Genomic DNA, 19,873 nt, shown 5'->3' with positions numbered 1-19,873 from the left:
TATGAGGAAAGCGTTACTATTCATAGTTTTTTTTTACGGTACACTTCAAATACTCTATTCTCAAGATCATGAGGACGGAGTTGTTTCGTTTTCATTACCTATCAGAAATTCTTTGAAGTTTAATAAATTCCTTATAAATCCAACCTTTAGTTTTGTAAGAGAACAAAGTACAAGTATCAGTTTTTATAATAAAAGACAATGGGTTCAGTTTGATGATGCTCCGCAGACTTATTTAGCGAGCTATTCCGGAAGATTTAGCGAGAATGAAGGAATCGCCATTGGATTGTTCCAGCAAAATTATGGCGTTTTAACCACTTTTGGTGCTGTTGCAAATTTCGCTCATAATGTTATACTTCAAGAAGACAGTAATTTAACTTTTGGAATGAATGTAGGATTCTATAAAAGTGGCTTAAATAAATCCAAGGTTATCACAAATTATTCAGATCCATCATTAGAAAATATACCTTCAAATTCTTTAATTACGGTTAATCCCGGTATAAACTATGGAACCGCTTTTCTTGATTTTGGCCTATCCGTAAATAATTTGATCTTGTATAATCTTAAAACTTCTAAGATAATTGAAGACGATCCCGAAAAAAGCATCGAGGCCCACATAATGCATACGGGATATTTAGACACGTATGGTTTTTTTGATAAAAGTAAATTTTCTGCCTTACTTAAGACAGAGTTAAAGAAAGACAAAACTATCCTTTCAGGTTTAATGATGTTTGCCATTCCAAAAGGAGTATGGGCGCAAGCAGGGTATAATACTGTATATGGAATGTCTGGAGGAATAGGGATGAATATTACCCCAAAAATTTCTATTGAGTATAATTTCGAAAAAGCGACTGGCAATCTATCCAATTTTGGTTCTTCTCATGAAATAGTTTTTGCTTATAAATTTAAAAGTAATTCCTACTATTATGGTGATGATGAGGAAGAGGGTTCTATTATTACTCCTGTCGAAGCGAGAAAATCACGTTCTGTAGCACCAAAAGAATCAGCGATTTTATCCCCAATTGATGCTCAAAGATTGAAGGAACTTAAACTTGCCATGATTGCTGAGAAAGAAGAAATCCGATTGTTTAAACTGAAAGAAATTGCCGAAGCAAGAGCTAAACTAGCGGCTGATAACAAAGCCAAGTTGGATGCTGCAGCCTCTGCCAAACATGTGGATGCTGCAGCTATCAAAGCCAAATTAATTGCCGATGCTGCTGCCAAAGCCAAACTTACAACTAATCTTCAGGTGATAGCCAAACCGGTAACAGAGGCTAAAGCCAAGTTGGATCCTACTTCTAAACCCAAAGCCGATGCCCTTGCTCAGGCAAAATTAGCCGCTGCTAAAGCCAAAGCGCTTACTCAAGCAAAATTAGCTTCGGACGCCAAAGTCAAAGCAGATGCTGACATGCAAGCAAGATTAGTTGTTGCTGCTAAAGCCAATGTACTTGCCCAAGAAAAATTAGCCGCTGATACGAAAGCCAAAGCAGATGCTGATGTGCAAGCAAAATTAGTTGCAGACGCCAAAGTTAAAGCCGATGCTCTAGCGCAAGCAAAATTAGCTGCGGATGCCAAAGCTAAAGCCGATGCGCTTGCTCAGGAAAAATTAGTTGCAGATGCTAAAGCCAAAGCCGATGCGCTTGCCCAAACAAAATTAGTTTCGGATGGTAAAGCTAAAGCCGATGCGCTTGCTCAGGCAAAATTAGCCGCTGATGTTAAAGCCAAAGCAGATGCTGACATGCAAGCAAAATTAGCAGCTGATGCTAAAGCCAAATCAGATGCGTTAGCTCAGGAAAAATTAGCTGCAGATGCCAAAGCTAAAGAAGATGCTGACATACAAGCGAAATTAGCTGCTACAGCTAAGGATTCGGACATTAAATCTATGGATAATTTGGCCAAATTAGTTGAAGATTCTAAGAACACACAACAGCAATTATTGACGCGACTCGATGCAACGGTCGCTAGTAAAGAAAAAGACCTTAAAGATTTAAAAGAGGAAAATGATTTAAGTGATAAAGGTATTTTAAGTGAGCCAAAACCGTTCAAAAGTGTGTCTGCTGAAAACAGTGCATTAGAAGCTTTAAAACTAGAAATAGCTGTGGTAAACAAAACTCAAAATGAAAAGATTATTTCGTTAGATAACTTATACAAAGAAAGAATCCAAAAAGTGCCTAATAAAAATGATGCAACAAATCAGTATTATTTAAAAACAATAGAAACACTAAAAGCAGAACAATTAAAAGTAATACAGGCAAATATGAATTTAATTTCTTCATTAGAAAAAATTAAGGCTGAGACCGAAATTGAGAAAAAGAGAAGAATTAAACGTGCAGGTTTTGAGAATGATCAAAGTAGGTATTTGAAAGATAAAGCGACATTAAGCCGAATAAAAGAGAAAACTCCTTTTAGCGCAATTCCTTTAAAGGCGGAAGATTTTGATTATGGTGATGAGCAGTCTAATATGCAAATTCTAAAAAATATTAAAAATGTCGAAAGTGGCTATTATTTAGTAGTTGCGGTTCATAATGATGTTGCTAAAAGAGATGAGTTTTTAACAAAATCAGTAGCAGCGGGCCAATCAAATATAGATTTCTTTTATGATATCAATACAAGTAAATATTTTATTTACTACGACAAATTTGATACTATAGAACAAGCAAAAAAAGCATTACAAGCAAAAGGGAATAAGCCTTATAATGGTAAGATGTCTATAGCTAAAATTGAAAATTAATAAATAAAAATCCGTTATGAAAAGACAGTAATAATTAATTTTTTTTTTTAATAAGTCCAGTTTTATGCAATTTTAAATTAGCCCTCATGCCCCTGAGAGTCAGTTTAAATTAATAAAAAACCTTCAGGCATTATTGCTTGGAACAATAATTTTGCCCCAATGAAATTAAAAAACTACCTACTAATTGCTGCTTTTTTTTCAGCAAATAATTATACCGTCTTTGGGCAACCTGCCTTTTCTTTTCCGACCAAATTTTTAGGCGATATTGTTAAAGTAAAAAGAGATTTGCTATTAAAAAGGACCAAAAAAACTATTTTTTTTAAAACGGTTTTAGCGCTCTTAATGGTATTGTTGAGTGTAACATCCTACTCTCAAACGTATAAGACTTTTTCTATAAGAGAAAAAATTGATATTAGAGGTAGTATGGTTGTTGCAGGAAATAATATTCTGGGCAAAGACAATCTTCCTTTCAACGATGGCACAAAAGCCAATCAAGACATAGCAATGAAGTATATTGATATTGATAGTGATGTCACTACTTTTAGTTCCAGTAGTGCTGATCTTTTAGTACCAAAACAAAAAGATGGCAGTTCCAGTTCTTGTTATAGAATTGCCTACGCCGCTTTGTATTGGGGAGCAATACTTCAAAGCGGTAGCAGGACAGATATCAATAAGGTAAAATTGAAATTGCCCGGAGCTATAACTTACAATGATATAACCGGCGAGGTGATTTATGATGCGGTTGTCAATCCCATAATTCCCGATGCAAATAAGCCTTATGCCTGTTACGCTAATGTGACTAACTTGTTAAGAGGTTTATCAAGTTTGGCAGGTACTTATACTGTGGCTAATGTTACTGCGGGTTTGGGTTCTAATGGCACGACGGGATTGTCCGCTGGTTGGACTCTTTTTGTGGTTTACGAAGACCCTAGTCTTCACATGAAATCATTTAATATCTTCGATGGATTTAGTCATGTGTATTCTTCTCATTTTGAAAAAATTCCTGTTACGGGATTTATAACCCCACCATCGGGTAATATAGATTTACAATTTGCCTATGCAGCTTTAGATGGAGATAAACCTCAAGGGGGAACTAAACTGGAATTTGGAACAAAAGAGGTTACAACTCCATTACGATCTGCTAATAGATTCTTTAATTCTACCATTGAAAACACCAATGGGGTTTCGACGCCAAGAAATCCTTCGGGGACTAACACTTTGGGTTATGATACCGGCGTATTAGAAGTGAAGTCAGCACAGCCGGAGTATGTTAATAACAATCAAACTTCTACTGATTTTACATTGCAAGTGGCTAAAGGACAGGCGGATCCCGTTTTTGTTTTTTTTAATGCTTATGCCGTAGACATTATTTCACCAAAAATAGACTTAACCAAACTGGTAAAGAACACTTCAGGGGTTAATGTAGGTGGAGCTAATGTTGTTTTAGGGCAATATTTAACCTATGAGATTAGTTATCAAAGTGTTGGTAATGACAATGTGAATAATTTTACCATAAAAGATGTACTTCCAACTAATATTATTTTTGATTCGGCAACCGGCATAGATTATACTAACGCAGGAGGCGCTACATTACAATCTTATAATGCAGCAACAAGGACAATTATTTTTAAGATCCCGAATAGTTCGGTATTAGTCAATGGATCTACTTATACCATACGATTAAATGTCCAAATCGTTCCAGATTGTAATTTGTTAAGTGATGCTTGTTCTAACATAATTATGAATCAGGCCTTCGCAACTTATAGCGGTATAATTAATCCAAAAATAGTTCAAGAAGAAGGTAGTTTTGACTCGACTGCCTGTAAATTGGGTTCCCCTCAATCTACAAATTTTTTGGTGGACATTACTAATTGTAAATTTACTCAAAAAGTAGTTCTATGTGGAGCCAGTGTGGTATTATCAGCCTCAGACGGATACGATAATTATTCTTGGTCAACCAGTTCTACCGGGTCACCAATTATTGGCACCAATAAAACGTTTACGGCCACACAAACAGGAACCTATTACGTTCGTTCCACATCCACATCCACATGTTTGCCTATTACTGAAGAGATTACTGTAATCCCTTTTGGTAACACGGTTACAAACCCCGTTATCCCTTTTGCGGATCAGGTAGTAACCTGTCCAAATAATGGAAAATTATTACCTAATATCTTTCTTTGTGGCTTGGGGGATATCCGTTCAATCAATACAGGGATTACCGATGCCTTATCAATTGTTTGGGAAAAATTGAACGAGGGAAGTTGTGCTGTAGCCATACCAAATTGTGCCAATGAAGATAATGCATGTACCTGGAGTCAGGTAGGAACAGGGGCTAATTATAATGCAAATACTTCGGGACAATTCAGGATTACGATAAATTATACCGGAGGATGTTTTAGTCGGTTTTATTTCAATGTATATCAAAATCTTTTAAATCCTACTTTTAGGACTAAAGATATTATTTGTACTACCGTTGGGCAGATAATCGTTGAAAATGTTCCCGCTGGATACGAATATAGTTTAGACGGAGGAGGTAATGGAATATACCAGTCAAGTAATATATTCCCTAATGCCGATTTCCCTGTTGTTGCCGAAGGATATCATACGGTTTATATAAAACAGATAGGGGTAGCTACCAATCCGTGTAAATTCCCAGTGCCTAATATACTGATCAGACAGCGCAATTTTATGGGAGAGGCAGAAGTAATTCAACCTTTATGTAATGGAGATAGCGGTAGTATTATTTTACGGGCTTATGACGCTCTTCCACAATATTATTATAGTGTTTATCAAGGGACAACACTGGTTAATAGTGTGGGACCAATAATGGCTAGTGAATATACATTTTCGGGTTTAAATCCGGGTGTTTATAAAGTAAGGGTTTGGACTGAGGATGGTTGTGATTATTCTACTGATGTTGAAATAAAAGAACCTGCTTTATTAACAGCAACTTCAGCACTTACTAAACCATTGACATGCTTAGATGGGGAGATAACAGTATATCCTGTAGGAGGGACACCACCGTATACCTATTATATTAACGGTACTGACAATTTCCAATTTATTCCACAAATTGTAGTTACAAATCCACTTCCTACTGGTGGAATATATACTGTAATTGTTGAAGACAGTAATAATTGTAGAGCAACTACTACAATAACGGTCGCTGCAACACCCCCACCAGTTTATACGGTTAGTAAAACAGATATTAAATGTTATAATGACAGTACTGGTACAATTAATTTTAATGTAACTAATACTAATGGTTATACTCTGGCTTATAGTATAGATAATGGGGTTACGTATGCTACAAATTCGATTTTTTCCAATCTTGTAGCAGGAACTTACAACACTATTGTACGTTATACTTTGGGTACATCTGTTTGTTATGGGACTATGGAAGCAATCACCATAACACAACCAACGACTGCTTTAACGGCCTCTGCAGGAGTTTCTGAATTAGCGGGTTGTGGCCCATCGGGAGAAGGAAAAATAAGCATTACCAATCCGCAAGGAGGAACTGCTCCATATGAATATAGTTTTGACAATCAAGTTACGTGGGCCACGGTTAGCAATGCTTATAAGGCGCCAGGGAATTATACATTATACATTAGAGATATTAATGGCTGTATTTACACAATGCCAAATATAATTATTGAACCAAGACCGGTACAACCCACTATTTCGGCTACAGATCCTGTTTTTAATTGTGACGGTACTGCAACGAGTACGGTAACAGTTACAACTATTGCAAATGCAAATTATAGTTATCAATATCTTTTAGATGGAGTATCAAATACAAATATCCCTTCAAATATTTTTGTTGGAGTAACTTCGGGTAATCATACGATTTCGGTTAAATATAATTCGACAAGTACTGCTTTATCCTGTATTCCACAAAGTGATTTTTATTTCGTGGTAGCATCAGGAAACGCATTAACCGCTGCTATTACAAGTTTTAAAGCTATAAGTTGTTCAGGAGTTTTTGATGGGGCAATTACAATTGCGGCTCAAAATTTTGATACTACAAAAGGCTTTCAATATTCTACTGATAATGGAGTGACTTGGTTCACCCAAATGACATCTCCTTACACGATTACAGGATTGGCCAATGGTACTTATGCTGTTCAAATACGCTACGATGCCACTTCAACTGGAACTTGTGTTAAAACATTTTCTCAAATTATCACGGCTCCAACACCTCTTACGGTTACGGCTTCGGTAACCACGACAGCAACTTGTTCTACAGGCGCCACCATTACTGCAATTGGGGCAGGAGGAACTTTGGCTTACCAATACGAATTAAGGGATGCTGCAGGAGTTGTCGTTATTCGACCATACCAATTAAATACCCAGTTTACCAATGTGCCTGTAGGGAATTATACTGTTTTTGTACAAGATGCCAATGGCTGTATTAGTGCTGTTGGTGCTGCGATAAATGTCGTGGCTCCACCAACCTTAACGGCTACTTTAGACGCCAGTTCCGACATCTGTTTTGACAGCGTGAATCAAGCCTCATTAGTTGTAAATGCATCAGGAGGAAAAGCCCCGTTTGCCTATAGTTTAGATGGTACAGCGTCTCAAAACAGCAATACTTTCACTAATGTGGGAACGGGAACCCACAACATAGTGGTTACAGACAGTTACAATTGTACAGCTACAATAAATAATATTGTCATTGCTCCTCAATTAATTGCCGTGGCCAATACCACCAAGACATTGGATTGTACTACCAGTCCTAATGCCGTAATTACAGCAACCATTTCTGGTGGAACGGCTCCTTTTACAGTAACTGTACTTTCTGGAACAGGTCCGGGAACAATAGCGCAACCAACGGCAACTACTTTTACTTATACAACAGCTGTTGCCAGTACATATCAATTTCAAATACAAGATGCCAATGGTTGTATCACTACCGCCACGGCAACGGTAAATCCTTTGGTTCCGATAACGGCAACCACTATTGATGTTAACCCTTCATGTAGTGGCGCTTTGGATGGGTCGGTACAAATAATTCCATCAGGCGGAGTAGGGCCTTATACTTACAGCAGCGATGGAATTACTTATGTTTCGGGTTCGTTATTTTCAGGTTTAGGAGATGGAACTTATACTTTTTATATCAAAGACAGCAATGCATGTTTTATTACTAAAACGGTTACTCTAACACAGCCTACTGCTTTAGTGACTTCGGCAACGGCAACCGCGTTTAGTTGTAGTGCTACCAACACGAAACAATCAGCAACAATAACCATTGCAGTTCCTACAACAGGAACAGCACCATACCAATACAGTTTTAATGGAGGCGGTTATACCAATACCAATACTTTGACCCTAAATGACGACGGGACAGATCAAACAATTTCGTATTCCGTAAAAGATGCCAAAGGATGTATTTATGGAAGCACCGTTACATTATTAAAATTAAATCCACCAACGGATTTGAGTTTTACGGCCGCCCCAATAACGTGTTCGGCGACTACAACAACCGTGACAGCTAATGGAACAAATGGAGTCGGGACTTTGACTTACGAAATTGTGTTTCCAGTTGCTGCCGCGACTTTAAATACTACGGGTATTTTTGCGGGATTATCTCCGGATACTTATATTTTCAAAGTAACCGATGCCAATGGATGTTATTATACGGAATCATATATTGTAAATCCAGTTACGCCAATTGCGGTTATCGGAAACAAATTGAGCGATGTATTGTGTAATGGAGGAAATACAGGATCAGTTCAATATACCGTTTCTGGATTTTCGGGAATGTATAGTTATAGTGTTAATGGAGGTTCAACTATTACGGGACAGACAGCAACAATAATCAACCTGACCAATCAATCTGCTGGAACGTATGCAATTTTGATTACTGATGAGGTAACCGGTTGTACGGCTTCAACTTCAATAACAGTAACACAACCTTCAGTTTTACTAGCATCTTCTGCAACTGTAACCCATGTTAATTGCAACAATGATAATTCACAAATCACGGTAACTGCTTCAGGAGGAACAGTAAATTATACTTATGCGGCTGTAATTTCAGGTGCTAGCGCTCCGACAACTTATAATATTAGCAATGTAGTAACAGTTGACACAAACTCGGCAACTGATTTAATTTGGGATGTTTATATAAAAGATGCCAAAGGCTGTATCGCAACCACCACGGTAACAGTGATTAGTGATGCTTTACCCACGATTGATACCCCTGCCATCCAATGTTATGTAGGATCACCAATAAACATTAGCATTACCGGAACATCTGTTGGAGTGCCAACTTACAGCATCGGTACCGGGTATCAATCCAGTCCAAATTTTACAATCAATGCCGCAGGAACTTATACTTTAAGTCTTAAAGATGCCAGCGGATGTATTGCAACAACAACTTACATCGTTTATCCCCAGTTGACAGTTTCACCAGCGATTACAAAAGAGTTGGATTGTTCAGCATCACGAGCTGCAACTATTACAGTTACAGCTGCAGGAGGAAAAAGTCCGTATTCATATGCAGTTTCCACAGATGGAGGAAGCACGTATGCCGCAATGGGAACCAATGTGTATTCGACTTTGGTAGCCGGTACTTTCCAATTTAGAGTTACCGATGCCAACGGCTGTATCATAACCGCCACGGCCACGGTAAATTCTTTGGTTCCAATAACGGCAACCACTACCAATATTGATCCATCTTGTAATGGTGTTTTGGACGGATCGGTACAAATAATTCCATCAGGCGGAGTAGGACCTTATACCTACAGCAAAGATGGAATTACTTATGTTTCGGGTTCTTTATTTACTGGTCTTGGAGATGGAACGTATACTTTTTATATCAAAGACAACAAAGAATGTTTTATTACTAAAACGGTTATTCTAACACAGCCCGCCAGTTTAGCGGCAACATCATCAGTAACTCCATTTGCTTGCAGCACTACGAACACCAAACAAGCGGCAATAGTAACAGTAACTGCAACATTAGGAACGGCACCATATCAATACAGTTTTAATGGAGGAGGTTATACGAATGTCAATACATTAACATTGAATGATAATGGATTGGATCAGCCTTATACTTATGGTGTAAGAGATTCTAAGGGTTGTATTGTTTCAGGTGGCGGTACCTTATTAAAATTAAATCCACCAACGGATTTGAGTTTTACGGCCGCCCCAATAACGTGTACTGCGACCACAACAACCGTGACAGCTAATGGAACAAATGGAGTCGGGACTTTGACTTACGAAATTGTATTTCCAGTTGCTGCAGCGACTTCAAATACGACAGGTGTTTTTGTGGGATTATCTCCAGAAACTTATATTTTTAAAGTTACGGATGCCAATGGATGTTATTATACGGAATCACATATTGTAAATCCAGTTACGCCAATTGCAGTTATAGCAACAAAATTGACCGATGTAGATTGTTTTGGAAATACAACAGGCGCTATACGTTACAATGTAAGCGGATTTACAACCTATAGTTATAGTGTAAATGGAGGAACGGCCATCACAGGTCAAACAGCCACAGTAGTTACTTTGCCAAACCTTGGGGCGGCTACTTACAATGTTGTTTTTACAGATGAAACTACAGACTGTACTGCTCCTACATCAATTACAATAACACAACCTACAGCTGCTTTATCAGCAACCATAGCACAAGTAAACGCCAACTGTTTTACACCAACTTCACAGGTTACGGTTACTCCAGGTGGAGGAACAGCTTCTTATACTTATGCCTACAAACAAAACAATATAGCTCCAATAACAACAGATTATGCAGTTGTTAATGTCGCCAATTTAAATCCTGTCACAAATGCAAATTGGGACGTATGGATAAAAGATGCTAATGGATGTACCGTTAAATATGACATTGTCATTACTACAGATCCAGTTCCGTTAGTTACAGCAACCGCTACAACACAATGTTTGGGAATGGGAAGTTACACTATCACCGCCGCAGGTTCAGGTGGAGTTGGAGCATTGACTTACAGTATTAATAATGGAGGTTCCTATCAAGCAGCAAATACTTTCGTGGTTGCTACAGCAGGCAGTTACACCATTCGAGTAAAAGATGCCAATGGATGTACCGCCGATAGCGCACCAGTAATAGTTGCGCCACAATTGACATTGACTGCCGTTTTGAATAAAGGAATTACTTGTAATCCAGTACCGACCGCAGCCCAAATAACTATAACTGCAACAGGAGGCACCACTCCGTTCACTTATGAATCGAAAGAAGCTTCGGGTTCTTATACCGATATGGCAAGCAATGTGTTTAATTCAAGTGCCGCGGGAAGTTATACTTTTAAGGTTACGGATGCCAATGGTTGCAGTGCTGTAACGACAACTCCAATTGTTACCATATTACCTATAAATCCTGATATTACTGGAGTTACGCAAACACAATTCATTAATTGTAATGGTGACGCAACAGCAGCCATTTCGATTGCAATTGACAATACCAAAGGGCAATCACCATTTGTGTTTAATGTAAAACAATATACTGATGCTACTCATACAGTGTTAATAAAAGATTTTCTTACCCAAACATCAGGTTTGCCGGCAGGGTATTATTTAATTACGGTTACTGATGCCAAAGGTTGTACCGATACCGAAAATATTACTATTGCTGAGCCAGCAAAAATGGTTATTGAAAAAACAATTAAACCAATTACGTGTGATGGTACTGGTATTTCAAAAGGTTCAATTATAATTGATAAAATAACAGACGGTATTAGCACCATAGGAGGAACCGGAGGAACTGCTCCATATACTTACTATGTGACAGGGATTAATGGATATAATCAATCGGAACCAAATCCAACTGGAAATACATCAACTACTTTTGATATCGTAGATTTTGGTTTATATCAAATAAGAGTTGTCGATGCGAATGGTTGTTCGGTTATAGAGAAAGATATTTTAGTTGCATCACCACCCAATTCTTTAGGTATTACAATTAATCCTTCGGTTACTTGTGCCACTGGAGGAACTGCTATAGTAAAAATCACCTCAACTTTTGCAGGTTCTGGACCTTTTCATTTCAATATTTATAATGGACCTGGTCAAGTTTGGGTTGCCGATGGGACAAATGGTTGGCAAGGTGAAACTCCTCCAGACAGTAAAGAAACTCTTTTTACCAATTTATCACCTGGGGTGACTTACACTTTCATAGTATATGATGAAGACACTAAATGTTATTATTATGAAACTTCGACTATTCCAGTACCGTCAAATACCTCTCTTTCTGTTGCTAATTTAGTTCCAAAAAATATTACGTGTATTGGAAATAATGATGGGAATGTGTCTTTTGATGTTACAAATGCTGGGGGCACTTCATTAGATTATACCTATGAAATATTTGAAGCGTTTACCAACATCTCTAAATATGTATCAGGCACTTTTTCAGTTTCAGGATCAAGTACAATTAACATTCCAAATATTCCTATAAATCTTGGAGTTGGAACGTATTATGTTTATATAAAAGAAACCTCTGGAGCAAATGCAGGTTGTGGTAAAGCTTCTGCTAATTTTAATATTAAGGAATCTACCTCAATGTTGTTATTCACGGCAGCTAAAATCAAAAATGTAAATTGTAATGAAGACGGTATTATTGCGGCTCAAGCCAAAGACGGTACAGCACCTTACACTTACCAATATTTACTGGCTTCTGATCCTGTGCCGACCGCAACAACTCCGGGCTGGATTGCTAACACTACTTTTGCGACAAGTGTAACAGGAAATTACATTGTTTATGTGAAAGATGTATATGGTTGTATCAAACAAGATGCCATAACATTAGATGCTGATGATACTCCTACAATTTCATCACCGGTAGCTCCAATCTGTTACGATGGTAGCACACCGTTTATAATTACAATTACTGGAACAGTAGATTCAGACATTGTTGGAGGTGCAACTTACAGCGTCAACGGAAGTGCTTTCCAAAATTCATCAAGCTTTACATTCAATGCCGCTGGAACGTATAATTTGGTAATTAAAGATGGAAATGGCTGTACTGCAAACGTGAATTATGAAGTATATCCAAAGTTAAATTTAGCGGCCACTTTAGCCAAAGAATTGGATTGTACAGCAACACCAAATGCCGAAGTTACTTTAACAACAACAGGAGGAAACACAACACCGTCTGCTAATTATACTTATGAAGTATCTACAAATGGTGGCGGAACTTGGACAGCTATGGCTACCAATGTATATTCTGCAGCAATAGCTGGAACGTATGATTTCAGAGTTACGGATGCCAATAATCCAACGCTGTGTCAAGCAACGACAACTTTTACTTTAGATCCAATTGTGCCAACGGTATTTACAACAACACAAACCAATGTAAGTTGTAATGCAGGTACTGATGGAACGATTACGGTGAATGTAACTTCTGGAGTTGGTCCTTACACATATCAATTGAATGCTGGACTTTTCCAATCTTCAAATGTATTCACGGGATTAAATGCAGGAACTACTTATGTCATTACGGTCAAAGATGCAAAATTGTGTCTTTATCCGAGTGCTCCAATTACGATTACGGAGCCAACGGCTTTAACGGCAACTACATTCTTGACCACGCCATTAACTTGTGGTGCAGGAAATGTGGCACAACCCGCAACAGTAACCATAAAAGGTGTTGGCGGAACAGTCCCATACGTTTATAGTTTTGATTTAGGAACCAATTATTCTTCTACCAATACCTATCAATCGTATGTTGGAACTACTTTTAATGTTCTTGTAAAAGATGCAAAAGGTTGTGTTTATACTTTACCAAATGGTGTAAACATACCAGCTTTAGTTCCACCAACGGATTTAATGTTCAGCACAACATCAGCAGTTACTTGTTTAGCACCTGGAACAGTTGAAATTACGGGTAACACGGGAGGAGTTGGAATATTGCAATATGAAACCATTGCACCATCGCCAATAATAGCACCTCAACAAACGACAACTACTTTTGCAGGTTTGACACCGGGAACCTATTTATTTCAAGTAACGGATGCCAATTTCTGTACCTATCAAGAATCATACACGGTTAATCCAGTAATAAATATCACTGTTTCAGGTCGGTTGGTTAGTGACGTGACTTGTAATCCGGGAACCAATGGAGAAGTGTTGTTTACGGTTGGAAATTTTTCAGGCACCTATACTTATTCAATCAACGGAGGAGCTGTAAGTGCACCACAATCAAATCCGACGATAACAGTTTCAGGATTAAGTGCTGCTAGCACGCAAACTATAGTAGTGAATGATGTGGTTACAGGATGTACAGCCACAACTTCTGTTACTATTGCACAATCTGCCTCATTAGCCTTGGTGGCAAACCCATTTATTAATGCCAATTGTAATTTTGGTGCCCAAGTAAGCGTGACCGCTTCTGGAGGCGTTGCTCCTTACAGTTATTCGTATGTAATAAGCGGTTCACCGGCCGGAACTTATTCTACTTCCGCTTCGGCAGTTTTAGACCCAGCTATGGCAACCTCTTGGGATGTGTATGTGAAAGACGCCAATAATTGCGTGATAACAACACCATTAGCAATTACTATTACAAAAGATGCTCTGCCAATTATCGTTATGCCTGCGTCACAATGTTTTGTGGGAACACCATTAACGATCGATCTTTCAAATGGTGAAACGGTAGCAGTGGGTCCAGCAACTTATGTTATTAACGGTTCGAATCAAACGAGTCCAATTTACACCATTACTGCTCCGGGAACTTATAAATTGAGCATTGTGGATGCCAATGCTTGTAGTTCGAATATGGTAGATTATATCGTACAGCCACAATTAGTATTGAATGCTGCCTTGACAAAAGAGCTAGATTGCAAGGCCAGTCCGAATGCTGTTGTAACATTAACTGCAAATGGAGGTACAGCACCTTATACTTTATATGAATATTCTACAAATGGAGGAACTAGTTATACGGCTATGGTCAGTAATGTACTAACGACATCAACCGCTGGCACCTATGTTTTTAGAGTAAGAGATACTCAAGGTTGCCAAGCTGTTTCTTCGCAAGTAACAATAACCCCACAAACTAGTCCAACATTTACATTGGTACAAACGAATGTAAGTTGTAATGGAGGTTCCGATGGCAGTATCGTGATTACTGCATCAAATGGGATTGCACCTTACCAATACAGTATTAACAATGGGATAACTTACCAAGCTTCAAATGTATTTACAGGCTTGAATGCTGCAGGAACCTATACAGTTGTTGTAAAAGACAGCAAAAGTTGTGCTTCGGCAACAAGTTCATTAACAATAACAGAACCAACCATTGTTAGTGGAACTGCATTTTTAACCCAAGCATTAACTTGCGGTGCAGGCAATGCGACCCAAGCTGCCATTGTTACTGTAACAGGAAGTGGAGGAACAGGTTCTTATGAGTATAGTTTTGATGGAGGCGTGAATTATACGGCAACAAATACCTATTCTACAAACATTGCGGGAATGGTAACGGCCTATATTAAAGATGCCAATGGTTGTATAAGTACTGTTCCGGCAACAGTAAATGTTCCAGCATTGAACCCACCAACAAATTTAGATTTTGCTTCAACGGCTGTAACTTGTTTGGCTTTGACAAGCGATGTTCGCTTAACGACAACAAACGGAGTTGGAGCATTAAGTTATGCGATATTGTCTCCTGCAAGTGCGACATCAAATGTTACAGGCGTTTCAAGCGGAATTTTCACAGGATTATTGCCTGATACTTATTTATTTCAGGTAACAGATGCCAATTTCTGTACGTATCAAGAATCATACACTGTTAATCCGGTAACAAATATCACCGTTTCTGGTCAGTTAATTAGTGACGTGACTTGTAATCCGGGAACCAATGGTGAAGTATTGTTTACAGTTGGAAATTTTGCAGGCACCTATACTTATTCAATCAACGGAGGAGCTGCAAGCGCACCACAATCAAATCCAATGATAACGGTATCAGGATTAAGCTCTGCAAGCACGCAAACCATAGTAGTAACTGATGTGGTTACAGGATGTACGGATACAACTTCTGTTGCTGTTGCACAGTCGGCACCATTGGCCTTGGTGGCAAACCCATTTATTAATGCCAATTGTAATTTTGGTGCCCAAGTAAGCGTGACCGCTTCTGGAGGAGTTGCGCCTTACAGTTATTCGTATGTGATAAGCGGTGTGCCGGCAGGAACTTATTCTGCTTCCGCTTCGGCAGTTTTAGAACCAGCTATAGCTACTTCTTGGGATGTGTATGTGAAAGATGCCAATAATTGCGTGATTACAACACCATTGTCAATTGTTATTGCAACAGATCCGCTTCCATCAGGAATCACGGTTAGCGGTTTAAGTCAATGCCCAAGCGCAACGGGAACTTATACTTTTACCGTAAATGTAGCAACAGGCGTGGGGCCTTATGAATTCAGCATTGGAAGCGGATTCCAAACGAGTCCAACCTTTACCGTGAACGTACCGGGAACCTATGATGTAATTGTAAAAGATGCCAATGGTTGTTCAACAACAGCAACCGGTTTAGTTGTTATTTTGCCAGCCTTACAATTACAGTCAAACATTACCGCTTTACCAAGTTGTACGGATGGGGATGGAACATTAACACTTTTATCTTCTGGAGGTTCAGGCAATTATGAATATAGGATTGACTTAGGAACGTATCAAGCTTCCGCAAATTTTACCAACATTTTTGCAGGAACTCATACGCTAACCGTTAGAGATGTTACCATAACTTGTACCAAATCTATTCAGGTAACTTTCTCTGTGGCAACTCTGATCACTGGTTTTGCCCTTTCAAAAACGGATGTTACTTGTAATGGAGGAAATGACGGAACGATTACTGCGACAATGAGTATTCCTGCTGCAGGAGTGAACGACAATCCAATATACACTTACAGTATTGATGGCGGAACTACCACTCAAACGTCGAATATTTTTAGTGGATTGATTGCCGGTACATATACTGTTGACGTGACTTCAGGAAGAGGCTGTGTGACAACTCAAACCATTCCTGTGGCTGAGCCTGCTATTATAGAAGTTCCTGCTCCTGTTGTGGTGCAATTTGGCTGTAATTCAGGTTCAAACGCAATGAACTTTGCCACGATTACAGTAACGGGAGTTACAGGAGGTTCTGGAATCTATACCAATTATGAATTCCTAAAAGGAGGAACTCGAGTTAAGTTTGGCGCCAGCAATGTATATACGGAAGCCAATTTATTGGGAGGAAGTTATACTGTAAATGTTTATGACAACAAAGGTTGCTTAGGTACTACGACAGCACCTATTGTTATAAATCCATTTATTGCTTTAGACAAAATAAATATTGCTATTAACAATGCCATTACCTGTACGAATCTGGAAGATATTACGGTTTCGGTAAGCAGCATTGGAGGAACACCGACGAACCTGCAATATACTGTTGCTGATTCTAATGCGACAACAGGCGTGATTGGAGTTAATTATAATTTCACCAATTCGATTGGAATTTTCACAGGATTAAATAGTGGTAATTACCTGATTACAGTTAAAAATTTAGATACTGGATGCAGCATACAAAACGTGCATTATGTAACTAATCCAAATACTTTCGACCTTACAATAGACACAATTGTTGATGTAATGTGTTTTAATGGAAATAACGGTAGCGTTAATGTCACTTTTATCGACAGAGTAGTAATGGCAACTAATCCGAATCAATCCGGACCATTCAATTATTCTATAGTTGATGCCCTTGGTAATTCGGTTACTGCTGGGACAGCTGTAACTGCAGGACCAATCACTATTAATAATTTGGTATCTGGTTCGTTCACTATTACTGCTACATTGACGAATAGTCCGTTTTGTTCAGTGAGCAAAAACTTCACCATTACGCAACCTATAGCAACTTTGGCTATAGCCAAAACCCATTCTGCGATAACGTGTGTTACAGGTAACAATGATGGGAGTATTGCAGTATCAGCTGTTGGTGGATGGCCAGGAGGTTATGCGTTTGAATTAACAGGGCCAACTACTGTTGCATATTCTACTCAGCGTAATTTTACAAATTTGATAGCAGGAACTTATACAATAAATGTACGAGATAGTAAAGGATGTGTGGCTACAACAAGCGTAACTTTGGCTATTCCAACGCCAATCACCGCAACAGCAAGCTCAAATATAGCGATGCTAAGTTGTTTTGGAGATAAGACCGCTACGATTACTGTTAATTTACCTTCCGGAGGTCAGGGATCGAACTATATGTACACGTTAAATACCACTTCTTTAGTTCCGGCTACTGCCAGTGGTCCGCAAGCTTCTCCTGTGTTTAATGGTTTAGGCGCAGGAACTTACACTATTACCGTGACTGATGGCTACAACTGCGCGGCTACTTCAAGTCCTATTGTCATTACTGAACCAACAAAGATAAAATCTAGTTTAGTAGTTGCTTCTAAGCAAACCTGTTTGACGCAAACGATGCTTGCATTGAGCGCAACGGGTGGAACAGGAATTTATTCCTATAGTGCCAATGCAGCCTTTACCACTATTTTAGGTTCATTTGCATCATCAGTAACTTTCCCGGTGCCAGTTGGAACGTATCATTACTATGTTAAGGATGCTAATGGTTGTGTTGGTGTTGTTTCAAATGAGATTGAGATTGTGCCATTGGAAACACTTATTTTGAATGTGAATAGTACCAATGCTGTAATCAATTGTAAAGGAGATCTTTCAGGAGTAATTGTTTCCAATGCTCAGGGAGGTTTAGGGAATTATGTTTATACCTTACTGGATGGAGCAGGAATACCTATTGTTCCGCCACCAACACAAATTACACCGGGTAATTTTACCCAATTGGCAGCAGGCAATTATAAAGTTCGCGTGGACAGTGGAGATTGTAGTACAACCACCGGTACTCCAATAGCTATCAAAGAGCCTTTGACTGCAATTAGTGTTGTACATACTGCAATTAATGTTACTTGTTTCGGACAAGGAAATGGACAAATAAACGTTACCGCCTCTGGAGGTACCGGTATTATTAAATATGCTATTTCTCCTAGATTGGATCAGTTTTTTAATACAGGAATTTTCATAAATCTTCAACCGGGTCTTTATGACATTATCGCTCAGGACGAAAAAGGATGTTATCAGTACATTACAGGTATTGTTATTAGTGAACCCAATGCAATAGTTCCGTCACTTACTGCAGGATCAATGCTTCCGGAAATTTGTTTTGGAGATAAAGACGGAGCATTTAGTATTGATATTGTTGGAGGAACCATACCGTATAGTGTCAGTTTAGATAATACAAACGGAGTTTATACAACAGGTACTTTGACTCAGACACAATTTGATTTCACAGGATTAGCAGGAGGAACCCATACGGTTTATATTAGGGATGCCAATGGCTGTGCCGTTGAATTAGTTGTTGTTATGCCGGAATCAGTTAAAATAAATCCTATAGCTCTTGTGGATTATGGTTGTGTGAACAATTCGGCAAGTAATTCAATTACGGTAAAAGTAGATGCAAGCATAACTGATCTTACCGATCTGGATTATTCACTGGACGGTGCAGCTTACCAACTTGCTAATGTATTTACAAATGTGGTGCCGGGCACAAACCATTTTATCGATGTCAGACATACCAATGGATGTATCCAAAGAACTGCAACTTTCGATATTTTGCAGGTTGATCCGCTGGCATTAGTACTTAACGATGGAGGATTAAATGAAATTATAGCGGTTGCTACTGGAGGAGCAGGAGAATATCAATATACTTTCAATGGTGAATCTAATGGAAATTCTAATTCATTTATTATAAGAGAATCTCGAGATTACACGGTGACTGTTACAGATGCTAATGGTTGCGTTGCTACTGCCACTAGGTATTTTGAGTTTATTGATGTGTGTATTCCAAATTACTTTACACCGAACGGTGACGGAGTAATGGATGGATGGGCTCCTGGATGTACGATTAATTACAAAGACTTGACATTCGATGTTTTTGACAGATACGGTCGAAAAATAGCAACCTATCGTCTTGGCCAATATTGGGATGGTAAATACAATGGTAATGAACTTCCTTCGGGAGATTACTGGTATGTTTTAAAATTGAATGATTTGAAAGATGCTCGAGAGTTTGTTGGTCATTTTACCCTTTACAGATAATAAATAAACACTAATGACCAATTT

2 protein-coding genes are annotated in these 19,873 nt (G+C 38.6%); both read left to right on the top strand.

The genetic code is table 11. The annotated features are described in order from the left end of the window. Nucleotide 1: 1 nt before the first annotated feature. Nucleotides 2-2,728, top strand: coding sequence for a PorP/SprF family type IX secretion system membrane protein (locus ACM55M_RS01740; protein WP_416855747.1), 2,727 nt, complete (start codon nucleotides 2-4; stop codon nucleotides 2,726-2,728). A gap of 159 nt (nucleotides 2,729-2,887) precedes the next feature. After that, on the top strand, nucleotides 2,888-19,849 hold the full coding sequence (locus ACM55M_RS01735) for a T9SS type B sorting domain-containing protein (protein ID WP_416855746.1): 16,962 nt from the start codon (nucleotides 2,888-2,890) through the stop codon (nucleotides 19,847-19,849). Nucleotides 19,850-19,873 lie beyond the last annotated feature (24 nt).

Source organism: Flavobacterium galactosi (assembly GCF_048158585.1).
GTDB lineage: Bacteria > Bacteroidota > Bacteroidia > Flavobacteriales > Flavobacteriaceae > Flavobacterium > Flavobacterium galactosi.
This window is presented reverse-complemented; position numbering and strand designations above follow the sequence as displayed.